At 55.6% G+C, this 17,206-nt stretch carries 19 protein-coding genes; 1 reads left to right on the top strand and 18 read right to left on the bottom strand.

From position 1 onward, the window contains the following. Positions 1–32: 32 nt before the first annotated feature. The 15 genes from ALQ04_RS07055 to ALQ04_RS06985 form a co-directional block, all read right to left on the bottom strand. Entirely contained in the window at positions 33–290 is a 258-nt protein-coding gene (locus ALQ04_RS07055) for a hypothetical protein (RefSeq protein ID WP_043205083.1), read from the bottom strand. Positions 291–361: 71 nt separating this feature from the next. Further along, complete coding sequence (locus ALQ04_RS07050) at positions 362–946, bottom strand: STY4534 family ICE replication protein (RefSeq protein WP_012723223.1); 585 nt, start codon at positions 944–946, stop codon at positions 362–364. 911 nt (positions 947–1,857) lie between these two features. Continuing rightward, positions 1,858–3,825, bottom strand: a complete 1,968-nt coding sequence (locus ALQ04_RS07045) for a DNA topoisomerase III (protein WP_012723224.1) — start codon at positions 3,823–3,825, stop codon at positions 1,858–1,860. Positions 3,826–4,046: 221 nt separating this feature from the next. Further along, on the bottom strand, positions 4,047–4,517 hold the full coding sequence (locus ALQ04_RS07040; protein WP_122315066.1) for a single-stranded DNA-binding protein: 471 nt from the start codon (positions 4,515–4,517) through the stop codon (positions 4,047–4,049). Further along, the gene (locus tag ALQ04_RS07035) at positions 4,514–5,032 is read right to left on the bottom strand and encodes a DUF3158 family protein (RefSeq protein ID WP_012723226.1); all 519 of its coding nucleotides are present in this window, start codon (positions 5,030–5,032) and stop codon (positions 4,514–4,516) included. The genes ALQ04_RS07040 and ALQ04_RS07035 overlap by 4 nt, the downstream gene beginning before the upstream one ends. Continuing rightward, positions 5,029–5,784 (bottom strand): PFL_4669 family integrating conjugative element protein, encoded by a 756-nt coding sequence (locus ALQ04_RS07030; RefSeq protein WP_012723227.1) that lies wholly within the window; start codon positions 5,782–5,784, stop codon positions 5,029–5,031. Before ALQ04_RS07030 ends, ALQ04_RS07035 begins: the two co-directional genes overlap by 4 nt. A gap of 207 nt (positions 5,785–5,991) precedes the next feature. Further along, a complete protein-coding gene (locus ALQ04_RS07025) occupies positions 5,992–7,182 on the bottom strand; it encodes an STY4528 family pathogenicity island replication protein (protein WP_012723228.1) in 1,191 nt (396 codons plus the stop codon). Then, entirely contained in the window at positions 7,179–7,727 is a 549-nt protein-coding gene (locus ALQ04_RS07020) for a DUF2857 domain-containing protein (RefSeq protein ID WP_012723229.1), read from the bottom strand. The genes ALQ04_RS07025 and ALQ04_RS07020 overlap by 4 nt, the downstream gene beginning before the upstream one ends. Then, positions 7,724–9,310, bottom strand: a complete 1,587-nt coding sequence (locus tag ALQ04_RS07015) for a ParB family protein (protein WP_012723230.1) — start codon at positions 9,308–9,310, stop codon at positions 7,724–7,726. Before ALQ04_RS07015 ends, ALQ04_RS07020 begins: the two co-directional genes overlap by 4 nt. Positions 9,311–9,324: 14 nt before the next feature. Next, positions 9,325–9,534: a hypothetical protein gene (locus tag ALQ04_RS07010; RefSeq protein WP_043205085.1), complete on the bottom strand. Its 210-nt coding sequence runs from the start codon at positions 9,532–9,534 to the stop codon at positions 9,325–9,327. Between the two features lie 85 nt (positions 9,535–9,619). After that, positions 9,620–10,462 carry a ParA family protein gene (locus ALQ04_RS07005; protein WP_012723232.1) on the bottom strand — a complete coding sequence of 281 codons (843 nt, stop codon included), beginning with the start codon at positions 10,460–10,462 and terminating at the stop codon, positions 9,620–9,622. A 4-nt stretch (positions 10,463–10,466) separates the two neighbouring features. Then, entirely contained in the window at positions 10,467–10,697 is a 231-nt protein-coding gene (locus ALQ04_RS07000) for an AlpA family transcriptional regulator (protein WP_012723233.1), read from the bottom strand. Between the two features lie 109 nt (positions 10,698–10,806). Continuing rightward, positions 10,807–11,562, bottom strand: a complete 756-nt coding sequence (locus ALQ04_RS06995) for a hypothetical protein (RefSeq protein WP_012723234.1) — start codon at positions 11,560–11,562, stop codon at positions 10,807–10,809. Between the two features lie 265 nt (positions 11,563–11,827). Continuing rightward, entirely contained in the window at positions 11,828–12,481 is a 654-nt protein-coding gene (locus ALQ04_RS06990; RefSeq protein WP_012723235.1) for a DsbA family protein, read from the bottom strand. Between the two features lie 127 nt (positions 12,482–12,608). Then, the gene (locus tag ALQ04_RS06985; protein ID WP_012723236.1) at positions 12,609–13,706 is read right to left on the bottom strand and encodes an NADH:flavin oxidoreductase; all 1,098 of its coding nucleotides are present in this window, start codon (positions 13,704–13,706) and stop codon (positions 12,609–12,611) included. A gap of 116 nt (positions 13,707–13,822) precedes the next feature. Between ALQ04_RS06985 and ALQ04_RS06980 the strand changes: the two genes are divergently transcribed. Next, a complete protein-coding gene (locus tag ALQ04_RS06980; RefSeq protein WP_012723237.1) occupies positions 13,823–14,743 on the top strand; it encodes a LysR family transcriptional regulator in 921 nt (306 codons plus the stop codon). Here ALQ04_RS06980 and ALQ04_RS06975 read toward each other — a convergent pair. The 3 genes from ALQ04_RS06975 to ALQ04_RS27170 are packed head-to-tail and all read right to left on the bottom strand — an operon-like array spanning position 14,731 to position 17,206. After that, on the bottom strand, positions 14,731–15,924 hold the full coding sequence (locus ALQ04_RS06975) for a PotD/PotF family extracellular solute-binding protein (protein ID WP_012723238.1): 1,194 nt from the start codon (positions 15,922–15,924) through the stop codon (positions 14,731–14,733). The two genes, ALQ04_RS06980 and ALQ04_RS06975, sit on opposite strands and share 13 nt — an antisense overlap. After that, positions 15,921–16,910, bottom strand: a complete 990-nt coding sequence (locus tag ALQ04_RS06970; RefSeq protein WP_012723239.1) for a GTP-binding protein — start codon at positions 16,908–16,910, stop codon at positions 15,921–15,923. Before ALQ04_RS06970 ends, ALQ04_RS06975 begins: the two co-directional genes overlap by 4 nt. Then, positions 16,907–17,206 (bottom strand): hypothetical protein, encoded by a 300-nt coding sequence (locus ALQ04_RS27170; protein WP_012723240.1) that lies wholly within the window; start codon positions 17,204–17,206, stop codon positions 16,907–16,909. The genes ALQ04_RS06970 and ALQ04_RS27170 overlap by 4 nt, the downstream gene beginning before the upstream one ends.

Raw genomic sequence — 17,206 nt, 5'->3', positions numbered from 1 at the left:
AGAGTCGCGGGCATTAGCCGATGACGCGCTGTTTACAGCCGGGTGAATCGGTGACGTTGACCGTGTAGGGGTGAGCCACAACCGTCGCAGGGCAATGGGGAAAAGGCTTTTGTTCCCCAGCCGGTTTCGGGATCGAAGTCGGCACTGATGGGTATTAAGCGAACCAGTCCACGATGGATACCGGCGATGCGTTTCTCGATTTCATCCGTCGTGTAGTAGAGCGATAACGTGCTGTAGTCCTCGTACGCCACAGCGAACAGGCAGTCGTCGCAAAGCCAGAAGGATTCCATGTCGGTTCTCCTGTGCGGATTGAAGAAAAGGCGCTCGGGGGAGCGCCTTGATGAGGAACATCGTGGACTGTTCAGGCGGACTGAACGGTACGGGTGGCATCACGGCGGGCCGCCGTGCGGGGAGTGGGAGGAGAGTCAGGCTCGACCTGAGTCTCTGTTGGGTTGTCGATCTCCTCAGCTTCGGCGTCAGCCGATGGTGGGGATGGTTCACTGGTGGGTGCTTGCTCAGCAGGTGCTGTTGCTTCCTGCCTGGCGGGCGCTTTGTACTCGAACGTGCCGTTGACCTTGATCCAGTCAATGAACAGCAAGCGACCTTTCAGGCTGGCGCCTGGTTGACCTTGTTTATCGCCTTTCTCGTAGAGAAACGGATCGATCCACAGGTCGCCAATACGGAACGACAGCAAGACTTTTTTCTCGGCCTTGACGGCGTCCATATAAAGACGAATCAAGCGTTCAGCTTCACCCCCCGCGACTTTGCAGTCGAAGCGGGTGTACTCGACCGCATCGGTGGCGCCGTGCAGGGCTGCGATATCGCAGGCCATGAATGGCTGGCCGCGGCGGACTTGGACTTCTCGAACACGGTTGAGGTAACCGATACCGACGGTGTGCAGGTTGAAGTAAGTGGTCGCTTCTTGGGATTGGTTGGCGTGGGCCATGGTGGTTCTCCTGTTTCAAGGGGAACGGCGACGCACAGGCCCTGACGGGGAAGTGAGCCCCCGTCAGGGTGGGTAAGGTGAAGGCGAGCGATGAAGGACTTGGCACCGGCAAGCCGATGACGAGCAGAACTTTGCGTCTGGGGGAATAGCGATGCAGCAGAGGAACGTCTGCGGTAGTGGTCCGCAATCCTGGGGTAGTGGGCATTCATCACCGCTGAAGCGGTAACCGTGCGAGCTTCCGAACGCTGATCACACTTGGGTAAACCACCACGAACGTGGCGTAGCCTTGAAGGTTCTGGCTACCTGGGCTGGGCTGTCAACGACAGCGAACCACGCCCTTTGTATAAGCCCGTTACAGGGGAGCGTCAAGACGCTGCAACCCAGTTTTTTATCGCCGGAACTCAGTGGCAGTCACTGGAATGAAGAAAATGAAGAGTGAGCCTGACGGGTCGCCAGGCGAGGAAGAGAAAAGCCACCTTTGACGGTCTTGTGCAGTCGACAAGCTCCTCGCAAAGCTTGGTTTAACTGCATCATGATTCGCCAACCGACCCTTGTCGTGGCCTGGGTCGGAACATGCTGGCACGCATCCGCGCACAAAGGGTGCCCAGTGTTTCCCCGGTGGGCTCCGGGGCTGAATACTATCGCCGAGGCGGATGACCGCTATTGCCTGGCAGAGGCAACAGTGGTCATCCGCCACCACGATCAGGTCGAGCACAAAACGGGAATGTAATTCCGCAGAAGAGAAGGCTCCGAACTCTAAGAGTTCGACCGAGCTACCCGGAGCGAATCGGTCTTGGGTCGCCGTTGGCGATGATCCTGAGGCACTACAGCAGAGAGGGTGGGATGACGTCAAGGCAGAGTGCGTTGCCTTAAAGGTCGCCCCAATATTCAAGTTGATCTTCAATGGTGAGTCATGGGCGCCGTATATCTTTGCTGATCGGCACAGTGCCCTTGCAGTCGGGGTAGTGGGAGCACGACCAGAACGCCCCTGATTTTCCCGTACGTCTGAGCATAGAGGCGTTGCAAATGGGGCAAGCCGGTCCGGTTTCGACCGGTAACGCCAAGGTGAGCGCTCGGCAGTGTTCGACCAATTGCGCAATCCAACTCGCCTGCTTGGCGACGAATGCATCCAGGCTCAGACGTCCCGCTTCGATTTCGTCCAGAGCCTGCTCCCAAATCGCGGTCATGCCCGGATCTGCGATGGCCGCGGGTACCGCCTCAATCAGGGTATGGGCCGCGGCGGAGGCCATTAAGGCGCGTTTTTTCTTCAGCAAATAACCGCGATCGATCAAGCCCTTGATGATGCCGGCACGCGTGGCTTCGGTGCCGATGCCGGTGGTGTCCCGAAGCTTCTGTTTCAGACGCGGGTCGTTGACCAGCTTGGCCACGTTTTTCATCGCCTTGATCAGATCGCCCTCGGTCAGCGGTTTGGGAGCTGTGGTGCGCATAGACTTGAGTTCGACGTCGTTTACTGCGCACTGCGTACCCTGTTGCAAGACGGGTAAGACTTGGAATTTTTGACTGGGCTCATCGTCCTCGGTGTTGTCGTAGAGCAAGCCTTTCCAGCTTTGGACCAGGATCTGTTTGCCAACCGCGGTCAATCGTTCTTTGCCACACTCCAGTTCGACCTGGGTTCGATCAAATTCATGGTGCGGCAGAAATTGCGCGAGGTAGTGGTTACGAATCTGTTCGTAGACTTGGCGTTCTTGCTCGGACATCCGCGCCAGGTTTGCCGGCTCGGTGGTGGGGATGATGCCGTGGTGCGCGGTGGCTTTGGCATCGTTCCAGGCGCGGGAACGTAATGACCGATCAAGTTTTTCAAATGCGGGCTGTAGTGCGGAATCCGTTTTGAGCAGGGCATCGAATACCGTGGGTACCTCGTCGAACATACTCGCTGGCAAATAGCGGCAATCGCTGCGCGGGTAGGTGGTGGCTTTGTGGGTTTCATACAGGGCTTGGGCGATGTTCAGGGTTTCCTGGACCCCTAGCCCCAATTTGCGCGAGCAGACTTCTTGCAGTGTGCTCAGGTCGAAGGGCAGAGGCGGCGGTTCTCGGAAATGCTCAGTCTGCAACGAGAGTACTGTGGCGGTCTTACCGTCAGTGATTGTTTGGCCAGCATGACGGGCAAGCGCCTGCTGCAGGCAACGACAGGCCTCATCTCGTCCTGAACTGGGTGGTAACCACGACGCGATGAATGATTGCCCCATGAAGGACAGGTGCACCTCCACGTCCCAGTAGGGCACCGAGACGAAGCTGGCAATCGCACGATCCCGATCGACCACCAGACGTAAGGTGGGTGTCTGGACGCGTCCCACTGACAGCACACCGTCGTAGCCCGCTCGTCGACCGAGCAGGGTAAACAAACGACTGAGGTTCATGCCGATCAGCCAGTCGGCCCGGCTGCGGGCGAGGGCTGAGTGGTAGAGCGGGAAGGTCTCCTGACCAGACTTCAGCGAGGACAGCGCTTTGAGAATCGACACCTCGTTGAGTGCGGACAACCAGAGGCGCTCAACGGGACCTCGATAGTTGCAAAGTTCCAGTAACTCGCGGGCAATCATCTCACCTTCGCGATCGGCGTCGGTCGCGATGACGACAGCAGAGGCTTCACTGAGCAGGCGCTTGATGACTTTGAACTGTGCCGCAGTTTTGTGTTTGACCTCGACCTTCCACTGCGCGGGAATGATCGGTAGATGATCCAACGACCAGTTCTTGTACTGAATGCCATAGGCTTCAGGCGGTGCTGTCTCCAGTAGGTGGCCGATACACCAGGTGACGGTTGTCTCTGTGCCGATCAGGCAACCATCACCACGCCGAGTGGCCCCGAGTACCGTGGCGATGTCCCGACCCTGGGAAGGTTTTTCGCAGAGGAAGAGGCGCATAGAACTGCTCCTGATTGAGTTCGGAGCAGCGTTGTTGGAAACAGCAGTGGCGAGATATGAGAAACCTGAATGGCAGGTCCCTCATATTAGTCGGTGAGGGCAGGCTTGAATGGGCCGAGGCTGCTAACCCGTTGCGACGGCAGTGTGGATCTTCACGAGCAGCGCGAAGTAACACGCCAGCAACTTCGCGCAAAGGCGCAATTTTTATGCCTGAAAGTCTGTCAGTCCGTAGGTGGCTGCCCTCTGCGCTTTCTGGGTTTCGACGCAGGTGAACTGGCCTGTTCTGTACTTTTCTCGACGTGTGTCGCAGATGCCGCGGGTTCACTGGATCGTTCCCGCATGACCACGCTGTGCACCCGGTGAGGCAGGATGCCGACTCGACGGGCCTCGACCTTGAAGGTGACCCGCGCATTGTCTTCGCTGTCCTCCCACTCATCGCGTACGGTGCGGCCTTCGACCAGCACACGCATGCCTTTCTGGTACAGCGTGCTCCAGTGTTCAGCCTCGCGGTGCCAGAGCTCAACCGGCGCCCAATAGCCGCCTCGATCTTCATAGCCGCCCTCGCGTGGCACGGGGTTGTCGAAGTACACATTCAGCCGTAGCAAACGCCGTGGCTCGTCATTGCCTGAGGCGAATTCCTGGAACTCTGGCGCACTGCCGATGTTGCCTTCGCCGACGAAAAAAGTACTCATCGTGATACCTCCACTGCGGTTGTGAACTGGCGCAGCAGCCGTTCGGCACTGTCCATTTTGATCGCGCAGGTCGTGGCCTGGCGGTAGAGCGAATGCACCACACTCATCTGTAGGTTCAGTGCGATGCGATTGCATTCGAAACGGCGCAATCCCTCGCGCACGACCTGCGGCAAGGCTTTGTTGCAGACCTGGCGTTCCCAGACCGAGACTCCCATACGGGCAAAGTCACGGGTGCGCCAACGCAAAAAGGTGCTGCCAGCGCTGGTGTTCTGCAGCACCAATCGGATATCCAGCAGTGAGTAAGGGGGCTGTCCGGCTTGCTGTACAACAGCCTCCATCAAGTCACATAACTGCGCCTCGATTTCCCTCGCCATCTGCGCCAGTTGCACCAACTCCCCCTTACCCTTAAAAGGTTTTAAAAGGCCTTTTAGGGAGGCTGCGTGTTCGAGCTGCCGATAGGCATCCTGTTTCAACGCTTCGAAGGGCATTGGTTGAGCTGAGGTCAGGGGATTCATGCTTCGTCCTCCGGCTCATCCACTGTCGCAGATGGCTCTCCCGCTTCCTCTGCCAACGCGTCAGCGTCATCCTCTGCCACAGCACCACGACGAATGATTGGCGGTGCAAACTGGGAGCGGCGATGACCCTCAAGAATGTCCATCGGGGGAACACCCATTTTCTCAATGGCCGCAATGGCACGGGCGTTGTTCGCCGCCATGTCATCACGCGTGACGCCGGCATGCCGATAGCGCTGCGCCTGGCCGAACAGGCTGCGCAGCAGATGGGCACCGTCGTCGATCCAGGCTTCCATGTCGATACGGCCGATCAGGGCGGTGTGATGGGCCAATAGGGTCCGACGTACCAGGGTGTCGTAGTCGGTCAGCAAGTAGACCGCAAGAAAACCCAGCTGGCTGCCGATGTACAACGGCAAGGTGACGGGGTGGATGTTGAGGTTGTCGCCCATGTCGATCTGGGTCGGCAGGTCCTGTCTGATCCGATCCAGTTGTTGGGTCAGTTCCAGCATTCCGGTCTTGGCTTGCGTCAGTTTTTCTTCGAGTTGCACGATGGCCCAGTCGGCATAGGGATCGTCCTGGGCCGCGGTTTGTTTGATCAGGTTGGTGACACTGATGTAGCCGGCCATGCCCATGATCGAGTGGACGCCTTCGCGTGCGGTTCGACCTTGCCAGATACGGGCGGCATGGTGGGTGTGCAGGGTCAGGGTGATGCTGCTGCGCAATGAACCCAGATTGAGTTGATAGTGATCGGCCACGGTGGTGTCCTCGCATCGGCTTGGACGGGAACGTTGCGACAGATGAGGGGTAAGGGCAGCCAAAAAGCTGAATGCGGCCTGTTCGGTTTGGTTTAAGAGGGCAAACTACGTAGACGGGTGCCCCTGCTTTTCCCTAAAAGTTTCATAGTTTGGTCCGATGTGTTCGTAGAGTGGAACTCCATGGATTTGATGCCACTGGCATCAAATCTACTGACGTCCACCGCTTTTGCCACGCAGTTGGCGTAGATCATTCAGGCACGCTTGGGCGAGGGCGGATGCGGGTTCACCCTGTTTTCGAATGGGGTGCGAGGGGGTTGGTGCAGACGGTTTTGCAATGGGTGACGGTTCGGCCTGACCTGCCCAAGGACGAAAGTCACCTTTCAGCGCACGCTGGATCAGACCCATCAGATACGCCACTGGCTTGCGGATTCCACCAGCCGCACAGCGTGCCCCCGCTTCGTTGAGCACCGCCTGCCGATCCGCGGGTTTGAGCTTGTTCAGCGCCACGGCGACGGCCTGACGCTCGCTTGGGCTCAGATGCAGCGCAACGGGCCAGTGCAGGTTATCCACCGCTGGGTTCGCGCGCGGTACTGTACAAATACTTTCTTTTAATACGGTACAAGTGGCGTTCGGATTCCGAACGGTGCCGGAAACACTGGCGTTCAGACTCGGTTCGGAATCCGAACGAGGGGCTGCACGATTCCGAACGAGGGTAGCTTCCCCCCGTTCGGAATCGTGCAGAGTGGCATCTGTTGCCGGATCCAATCCTTGCTGCGCCCAAAGTTCGCCCCAACTGTCGAGCCGCGTTGGTAACCGATCCCGATCGATATTCGTGTCTTGGCGGATTTCTTCCACAATGTGCTGCGCGACAATGCGCACAGCCTTGGTAGCATGGCCGAGCGCATGTCCGACTAGCGCCAAGTAATCCTGATCGAGTTCCATGGCTTCGGCGGGGGTTAACGGCTCATCGTGCAGAACGTACAGCGAACCTTGATGACGTCCGCTGAGTTGATCGCGGCCGCGACTCACCAAGCTGAGCCAGCGCGTCAACCTGAGCATCGTCAACACCCGAGCAATGGTTTCACGGGAGGCTGACGCACCGTAGGGCACGCTTGACAGGTAAGGCTGCAAATCCTCATAGCGCGGTGTGACCAAGCCTTGACCGTGCAGCATGAGTCGAAACACCTGCCAGGCATTACGCTCCAACGGCGTCAACCGACTATCCAACAGCAGCCGACGTGGCACGACTTCGTGAGATTGGCCACTGAACAGAAAGCCACCTTGCAGGGCCGGGTTGGAGGGATGTTCAGTGGTGGGGCGTGCGGGCCAGCGTTCACTCAGCTGCTGGGTGCATTGCTGCAGGACACGCTGCCAGCGACTGGACGGGGCAGTGTTCATGTGTCGTTGCTGTACTGGTCAATCTGCTGCCACACGATGGTCAAGCTGATCTGTTGCTCTTCGGCCAGCATCATCATGGCGTCGAGCTGATCCTCGGTACCGTCTTGGGCGCGTAGCTGGCACCAACGCTGCCAGAGCGCGTGTTCCTGCGCTTCACTCAAATGCTGAGGGCGGCCCTTACGGGTTTCTATCTTGAGCAGACGTCGACGCAGGGCGGTTTCAGAATGTGCCAAGCCAAAGCACTGGTACATGATGGTGCTGCTGGCACCGAGCTTGAGCGCTCGGTTGATCAACCGTTCGTTCTGCTCGTCACGTTCGGCTCGCTCGATCAACCGGTGCAGCACCGGCGAGTCAATCTTGACCTCAACCCAGGGTACAGTGGCATGGGCCAGGCGTGACAGCGTAGTGGGTGGTAAGGATTGCAACAGGTAGATGTCGTCCTCACCCAGTCCGAGTGCTTTGCAGCGCTGCAGGTTTCCCTGGCGCAACTCGTGTAGCACTTGGGTCAGCATGGCTTGGTTGAGCACATTGAAGGACAGATTCATAGCAGCTCCTTCGGTGAGTTGCCTTCCTGGTTAAGCGTTAAGTCGATCAGGCGGCGGGCCAGGCGGATCAGGCGATACAGTTTGATCAGCAGACTGTCGGGCAATCGCTCCAGTCCCACGTCCACGGCGGGAAGATTTGTTAGCGGGAGTTGATAGATCCCTAGCAACAATTGGCCGAACAGCGCTGACGGCAGTTGCTTACGATCTTCCCAGTTGACTTCGTCTTGGGCGCGCAACAGGGCCAGGAGCAGCAGGTGAACGCCGGCCGCGCGAGGCGTGGCAAGATCAACCCGTTCGATGTCTAGAGCGAAGCCCAAGCCAAGCGGCTGAGCGATGATGCTCTTGGGATGTCCAGCATAGGCAGCCATTTCCCGCGCCAGTGTGGCAATGGCGGATCGCAGTTGTTCGGGGCTATCCAGTGATGGTGCAATGGACCAGATGTCGTCGAACGCATAGATGTCGACCGAAGATGCTGCGTCAGGGGCGGTCTCGCGGTCGATCTGTTCACGAATCTGTTGAACGCGAGACGGAGGGCTGACTGCTGATACGGCATTCGTTTGGGGCGGTGTGAGCAGCTCCTCTCGCGCAGTTTCGGTCTGGAACTTGGTCTCAGTCGATTTGGGATGAGGATCGGAGGAGAGAGGTTCTGCCGCGGCTTCGTTAACGTTCGGCAGATGGCTGTTCTCTGAGGGTGTGGTCACGACGATGCCCGGCGTCGAGATGACTCGCTGAGTGTCGCTCAATTCCAAGGCCAACATACGGTAGGACTGTCCGAGCAAGTGGCTCATGCGTTCGAGCAGTTCATCCTGGAGCTGCTCAAGATCGAAGGACTCGGGTTCGGCATCGAAGTAACCCAGTGTATTGAGCCAAAAATCGGCGAACGCGATGGGAGCGGTTGGATAGCGGTTCCAGGTTCGTTCTGCCTGGCTGCGTAGGCCGATTAGGCGTTCGATCTGGGGCTTACCCAATCCGGCATACAGGGTTTGTGGAATGGCGGGCAGTAGGTGTTCAAGGGTGTCGAGCATCCGGCTGATGTGCGACTGCGAAATCGGATAGCCTCCAGCGACAAGACGTCGAACGAGCTCACGTTGTGAGAGCACAGCTCCCTCTGCTTCGAGCATGGTTTTGAGTTTGGCTACCGCCAGAGCCCGTTCGATGAAAGTGAGTTGGCCGTGCAGATCGCTTTCGGCCAGATGGCCGAGTAGGGCGGTGACTTCATTGCTCCAAGGTCGGAACAGGCAATGAATGCGAAAGAAGCGCTCGTCGCGGGTTTCCTGCCACAGTTCGCCGAGAATCGCCAAGCGCGTATTACCGCCGTTGCGGATGATGAAATAGGTTTCACCCGGACGGCGGGTAATCGGCGGCGGTTGGTCCAGCCCGCGTTCACGGATCGAGGCCTTGATATCCTCATAAAGCGGATTACGGATGAAGCGCGGGTTGTGTTCGTAGGGTCGCAACTGCTCCAGCGTGACCAACATAGGCGTATCAGTGAGTGGATCGGACAGCCGCTCTAGTTCCGGCCCCCGAGGGAAATGGTCCTGGTGCAGCTTGTCGGTGATCTGCTCCTGACTGAGCTTCTTCATTGGAACAACCTCAGTTAACGCCGGTTGCGCAAATGGTCACCGACCTCGAACTTGACGATCTCGGCAGTGCCCGAACCTTCGAAATGTTGAGACAGTTCTGCGAGGAACCACCCCATGGCCGAGCGCCCGCCCTGCAGGCGAAAGACCACGGTGCAGTACTCCTCGCAAGGTGAGTGGTGGGGTCGAATGGACGGTGGAACGATGATGGGCAGTTGATCCAACATCAGAAGACTCCTTGCCAAACACGGTTGGCCTCAAGGTCGAACAAACCCAATGACTGGGTGAGAAATGCCGGCTCGGCGATTTGTCTCATTGAGCCTCCGAGCACCTGCTCACCCTAGAGATCGCTTCGCGCCATTCCGGAAACAATTCAATGGCCAACGCCTGCATGGTTTCCAGCGCTGAGGGCGAGCGTTGTTGACGGGATCGGCGCGTTTCGATTCGGTGGACGGGGAGTCCAAGTGAGGCAGCATTGAGATAAGCCACTCGGTCTGGAACTACGGTATCTAGAACCGAAATGTTGGTGGACTCGGCGAAAGCCTCGCGCAGGCCACGGATGATCATCCGTGCGTCCACCCGAATTGCGTTCACTTGGTTCAGTAGCAGACGCAAGGGGGGCGGTGGAATGCTCAGGTGGCGGAATGGTTCGAGTTCACTCAGCAGCTTCAAAGTGCCGCGGCGCAGTTCGCGGGCGGCGAGCATTTCCGGTGTAATGGGGGAGAGGGCGATATCGCAGGCGAGGATGGCCATCTCCAGCAGCACGCTACGTGCCCCTTGGGTGTCGATCAACAGCAGGTCATAACGGGGGCGGAAATCGTCGAGCAAATTGCGCAGCCGTAATCGCCCATCAGGGGCGTGCAGTAGCAAAGTGCTCAGTCTGCCTTGGTCATCGTTGGAAAGGATCAGGTCGAGACCGACGACCTCCGTCGTGGAAATTATCTGCGCAGGATCTGTCTGGTTGAGCGCAATAAGCTCGTACGCACCAGCAACAGCTTTCTGGCTCAACGCGTAATAGCTGGAGAGGGTGGGTTGGCTATCCAGATCGAGCAGCAGGACGCGTAGGCCCGCATCCGCCAACAGACCGCCGAGATTGGCCGCTACTGTGGTTTTGCCTACCCCACCTTTGGTGGAAACCACCGAGACCACACGCATGACATCAGTCCTGCTGGCCTAAGCGCTCAACAACCCACTGCTCGATTTCCAGCGAGTCCCAGCCGACCGCGCGCAGTCCAATGCGTTTGGCTTGCGGGAATTTCCCTTCCTTCATCAGGTTGTAGATGTGCGCACGCTTGAAGCCGGTTTTCCGCTCTACCTCTTCACGACGCATGATGTGACGTTCGGCCGGTGGTTGAGGGCTGTCAGCGCGCGAGACGGATGAGCTGGACATGCTGGTCACTCCTGGCGCCGCTTGGCGCGTGGTGGGAAGTGACTTGAATTGAACAGCAGAAAAGCCATGGAGTCATTGCATTGCAATCGTTGGGATTGCATTGCAATTCTTAACCTTGTTTGCTTTTCTTGATGCTGCGATTTGCAGCAGCGAATTTTTCATCCAGTGTTCGTTTGCTCAGACCCGGAATATCGCAATAGCGTGCGATAACAGCATCGACGATCGCAGACTGGCTCTTGAACACGGATAGAGGTTTGCCAGCAGGCGATTGGTCCAGAAAAAGGCTGAGCAAAGCACCGATGATGTTCTGATAGGTGAGTTCGCTACGTTCGCTGAGTTGTCCATGCGTTTTGACCATTGCTTTGAGTTTATCTCGTTCAAGTCCGATGGCCTGGAGATCTGCCATAATATCTTTGAGGTGATACTGTAACGTGTTCAATTCCCGTAAGAGAGTATCCCGATCCGCTTGTAGAGCAAGGAAGTTCCCTAGGCTGACTTTTTCATAAGCTTCTCCGCCTGATTCAAACAAAAAGCCAGGCTTCTGATCTGAATAATAAATCTCCATCCAGTGGCGTAAATCGGAGTGGCGTATCGTTAGCTGACATGGCTCCACGTAACTTCCAATGGGAACCGAAATACCAAGGCAGCCGTAAGGTAGTTCTCCGTTACGTATCGCGTCGTAGATTTTTTCTATAGCAGCATGCAAGAATGGCCATTGTGGAAATAGGTAGGCAAGCTCCTCGGGACGAGACCATGCAGCTTCGACTATTTGTGCCTCGTAACGAATGAGGTTACACCAACGCAGCGCTGCGTCGATTGGACGATAGAAGGTTTTGGCGTGTGGATTAAAACATGGAAAAGACATAATAACGACGGACCTCCATTCCTATTGGGTAGGCCTCTCGCTAAATACCTTTATACGAGCCTAACTAATGATAGTGGCTCTTTGCTCATGTTTTTAGCTCAATGAGGTCATTCCATTTTTGACTATTACTCGAAGTCATTGCTCTGATTTTGAATGAACCTCCCTCTATGCTGAGGATTCTTTTTTTAATTCGTCAGCTAGAGTCTTCCTCGACGTGCGAGAGCAGTTGTCGTGACGATAATAAATTTTATGGGTAGATGAGGCGTCACTCAGCGAGGCTTGTACAAACCTTCCCGGCCGGCATATTTGCGAGGATAACTTCTCTAAGCTCTTGAGAGTCAAGCATTCCGGAATAAATTTTATTGCCGATAGCTATGCTAGGGACAGCACGAATATCAATTCTAGAAGCGTATTTTAGCTCGTTATCGTGACGTAGTGAGTGGAGAGGGGATTTCGGGATTTCTTCCAAAGGCTCGATTGGCAGTCCGACTGAAGCCGCGACATCTTTGATTACTGTAAGGTCACCTATATCACGGTCTTGCTGAAAAAACGCTCGCAGCATTGCGTCAGCATATTCATTCCCAACGCCTTGGTCTTTAGCATATTGAAGAACTAAAAATGCGTCACGGGTATAAGGTTGGGGTGACACGCTTGGAAGCTTGATAGCGATATCCAACTTCTCTGCCGCAGGATACACACCATGTTTCCAGACAGATGGGAGATATTCATCTTCTGGTCGTAAGGTGGGTGCTGGATAAGCGCGGAGTTCAAAGGGCATCATCTCTATATTGACATCCAGTCCGCTTGCTGCCTCTTCCAAGACCTTTTTTCCGAGCAGGCAATAAGGACATACAAAGTCGATCCAGACTTTTATTTTGAGGGTTTCATTTTTGCGCAGAGTGTCATCAATTAGCTTCATATATCACCTGTATGAAATTCGCCGTCAAGACGCTAGAATATGGATAATCGAGGCATATTTATTGGGAGTGAAGACAACGGCACGCACGACGTATACGTGCCGCTGGTCTGCCTAGTTGGGTAATAACTTAGCCAAACTCACTGTCTTTGATGTCAGCAACCGGACCAAGGATCGAGGGATCAAACTCAACCAAGGAATCACCATTCGCAAAGCGATTTGGGAAGTCTGGGTTCGCTAGGGCGCCTTTGCCCAATGCGATGATATTTGCCCCGTCGTTAATTACATCTTGTATGTGATCTACTTGATGCAAACTGCCGTTGGTGATGATCACTTGGTTAGGGGCATAGCGACGAGCCAGCTTTACAAAGCTATCGCTACCTTGCGCAAAAGCAGGTTTCCATGCTTCAAACTCAGTAACGTGGATGAAGTCCACGCCGGCATCTGCCAGAGACCCGAATACCATTTCCGCCCCGGCTTCGCCTTCGGCCCACTTGTGGAAGAAGTCGTTCACCTTACCCTGAGAAATACGAACACCGACGGTAGCGTTACCAGCCGCTTTCCGTACTGCGCTATAAACCTCCAGGATGAGACGAATACGGTTCTTCACCTCACCGCCCCATTTGTCAGTCCTTTGATTGGAGACATCGGTAAGGAACTGGTCAAGTAAGTAACCGTTGGCACCGTGGATCTCAATACCATCAAAGCCAGAAATTTCGACAGCGCGTAGGGCTGATTTTGCAAAGCCATCGATTGCATCAGCGATATCTTCCTCGGTCATTGCCGAGGGTGTGGGGTATTGGCCGGTGCCGTAGTAGAAGCCCATTTGCTCACCCCTGGGGCGTACAGCTGATGGACCAGCGGTGATTTGCGAAAATCGGTTGCCCTGACTGAGAGCGCCGGCGTGCATCAACTGCGCGAAAATCTTGCCGTCATGCTTGTGAACAGCGCTCGTCACGGCTCGCCATGCCTCAGCCTGCTCTAGATCAGTAATCCCCGGCTGGAACAAGTAACCTTGCGAGAACTTTTGATCGGTGTAGATACCCTCGGTCACAGTGAGACCGAAACCACCTTTAGCAAAGCGCTCGTAGTAGTCAACTTGGCGCTGGGAGGCTAGGCCTTTTTCGCTCGCACTGATGCGAGTCATAGGTGCTACCGCAAATCGGTTCTTCAGGCTCACCTGGCCAATATCGAAAGGAGTTAAAATCTGGTCGCTGCTGATAGTCATCTCATGTTCCCGTCAGTTAGGATAGAAAGCTGGGTTGCTGACGAAGGTATCCTCCTTGCGGGGCTAGCAGAAGCCGTGCCGTCCGATAAGGCGGCTTATCGTTATAGGATATGAAGATGCAAGTCGCCGAAGTGGAAGCATTTGTCGCCATCGCGGCCAGTGACAGCTTGTCGGGAGCGGCACGTAGACTTAGCGTCCTGCCGATGACGATCTCTAGACGGCTCGCGTCGCTGGAAGAACAATTGGGAGTAAGGCTCGTCCACAGAACAACCAGGTCTGTGTCACTGACTCCCGAGGGGGAGTTATACCTGCCCTATGCGAAGGCTATGCTCGAAGCAGATGAAGCCGCGAGGGCTGCGATACTCACATTTGCTGGGGCCGCCAGTGGCGTCCTAAAAGTAACGGCTCCAACTGTGTTCGGCCAGACGGTTATCTTGCCTATGATTCCGGCCCTCCTTGAAGAAAACCCGTCTCTAAAAGTAGATCTGATCCTGTCGGACAGCATCATAGATATCGTCGGATTGGGTATCGACGTGGCCATCCGAATTGCCACACTCCGAGACTCCGCTTTGATCGCTCGCCACCTAGCTCCTAACCCTCGCGTCATCTGTGCAAGCCCTTCCTATCTGCGGCGTAGAGGAGTACCAAATACCCTGGAAAAACTCAGGATGCATGATTGCATCGGCCTGCATTCAATGCCGTACTGGCCACTCATAAAAGGTGGTGAGCGATTTTCAGTCAAGGCCGACGCACCGTTTAGCGCCAACAGCGTGGAAGCAGTAAGGGCGGCTGGAAAGTTGGGCTTAGGTGTGGTGATGCTCTCTTACTGGGATGTTCGGTCAGACCTAGCCGACGGAAGCCTGCAGGAGATCAAGCTAACTGACGCATTGCCTGAACACCTCACCATTACTGCCTTGCTCCCAACGCGACAACAGGTGCCATACCGAGTTAAAGCGTTCCTCGATAAGCTAGGCCAGATTTTAATTGCACCAGAGGGTGGCTGCGCAGTTGAATTAGATCCAGGTCATGCACCTTGAGACCGGCCTGCTTTCAGAAAAGCGGCCCATTTGCGCACAAGGTAATTGTGCTCATCCATCACAGAGTTCCAGACGCTGATGTGACTTACTCGCTCAGCATATGAACCTCCTTCCCTAATTTCGCCGGGTTCGATGAGTGGCTCCCCATCACTGCCTAGAAGTCGTTCCGAGGCGGGTTGACCCTCGTACCAATAATTCCATTCCGCAACTGATAGATGATCACGGGCACGGAGTGGGTTGGAAATGTAAAAACCCTGGCGCGCCATCATCGCTCCGGGCCAGCCTGCCAGCCACCAGTTGAGATAAGCGTAGGCTGCGTCTTTGACGGCTCCGTCCACAGCTCGTGACAGGGATAGTCCTCCGAACCAGCCCCTATACCCTTCTTTGGGGACTGCTTGCCGATACTGAATCCCTTCACGATGAAGCTGCATGAGTGCCGGCGACCAGACGCTCTCAATGTATACATCAGGGCCCAGCATGAGTTTGCCTGCCTCACGATCATCAGACCAAAACGCAGCAAAGTGCCCTTGTCGCTGGAGTTTAACGAGGACATTGGCCAGATCATCGATCTCATCCAACCTCAAATTTCCAATGACATCGAAACAAGCGAGCCCCTTGGCTTGAACTGCTAGGGCTGCATCGAGCGCGCCGATGGCAGCGTCACTTTGCAACGCAACATGACCACACCAATGAGGATCTACAAGCCATGACCAGCTTTCATTTTCCGCCGAAAAACCAGGTGGCAGCAGGTCTGGCCGGTAAGCAAAACTGTCTGCGTTATGCGTTAAGGGCAACATACTGATCAGATGAGTTGGACGGTTGGCCAAGCTACCATCGTGCTGAACGTAGAGTCGGTCACAAGGCAGGCTACCTCCAGACAGTGGATGGTCAGGATGGAGTCTGCCTCGCTTGGGCAGATCATTTATTTCATCCCAAAGCGCAATACGGCGTACATCGATGGGCTGAATCGCGCCAGCAGGCCACACGAAATCCATGCTATGAAACCACTGATCATAAAGGTCATAGCTTTCAGGATTCATTAGGGCAATGCGCTGCACTGTCTGCACGTCGTGAACCTGGTATTCGATCCGAATGCCTAGTTCCTGCTCGGCTCGCAATCGAATTGACTCAAGCAGCGTTACCGAAGTCCCGAGCACGCGCAATGTTACCGGGCCACTCATGCTGCACGCCCCAGACTGTGCAAGAACGTGTCAAAAGATCTGCGTAATATCCGAATATCAAGGTCACGCACAATGATCACCAATCGTGAACGTCGCTGTCCATTTGGCCAACTGGTGAGGTGTACCGGTGGGTGAAGGCAGTGCTGGACGCCATGAATGACTATTGGTTGCTCTGTATCGATCACATTCAAAATCCCTTTGACTCGGAGAATGCGCTCGCCATGGCATCTTAGCAGCATCGATAGCCAAATCCCGAAGGCCAACCAGTCGAGCGGTTTTTCGTACTCAAGCGCGCACACTTGCGCATTACCGTGTTGAGGTTGTTTCGTGGGGGCAAAGAGCTGCCACCCAGCGACTTCTTCATCCGGCACCATGCTCCTTAGTCCTTCCCCCAAAAGCTGCTCATCACCCTCCAGCACAGAGCTGGTGAGCGCCACTGACGCTGTTGGGTTGAGCGTTTTCAAATGGGCAAATACTTTGTCAAGTGACTCAGGAGTAACAAGATCCGCCTTACTCACTAGAAGGCGATCGGCTGCGGTGACCTGCCCGATCCATTCAGGATGAAGGCGCTCTTGTAGCGAAGCATGCTGAGCGTCAACGACTGTTACGAGCAGGCCAAGATGGTAACGACCCCGAAGCTGTGGATCACGCTGCAAGGTAGACAGGATCGGGGCCGGATCCGCCAAGCCGGTGGTTTCCAGGAGCACTCGACGGAACGCCGGAATTTCGCCACGATTACGCTTTCCATGCAGATCAATGAGAGCCTGTTTCAAGTCCCCGCGCACCGAGCAGCAGACACATCCACTTGGCAGCAATATGGTGTTGGGGGCAATTTCCTGTACAAGCAGATTATCGATACCTACTTCACCGAATTCGTTGATCAGTAGGGCCGTCTGCCCCATGTCTTCATTTGCCAGAACCCGTTGTAGGAGGGTGGTCTTGCCACTCCCCAGAAAACCGGTCAAGACATTGATCTGCAAGCTCATAGCATTTCCTCAAGATGATCTAGAATCCTAGGGTCCAGAGGATCGAGCTTATGGCTCACGAGCTCTTCAGCCACCTGCCAAAGCTGATCAAGTCCTGAAGCTAATCCCTGTTTCCCTGTAGCCCCTTGGATGAGATAAGAGGAGCCTTGAAAATCGCTGACCTTGAGCCTGAGCGGAGCAATCACCCGATTGATCGAAGCTATTCTACGCAAACGTTCACGTCGGCCGGGGATGCTTTTCTCTAATGGATCGCTCCAGTGAGCATCCTCTCCTATCAGGCCACAAAGTCCACACAT

Source organism: Pseudomonas cichorii (assembly GCF_003700275.1).
GTDB lineage: Bacteria > Pseudomonadota > Gammaproteobacteria > Pseudomonadales > Pseudomonadaceae > Aquipseudomonas > Aquipseudomonas cichorii_B.
This window is presented reverse-complemented; position numbering and strand designations above follow the sequence as displayed.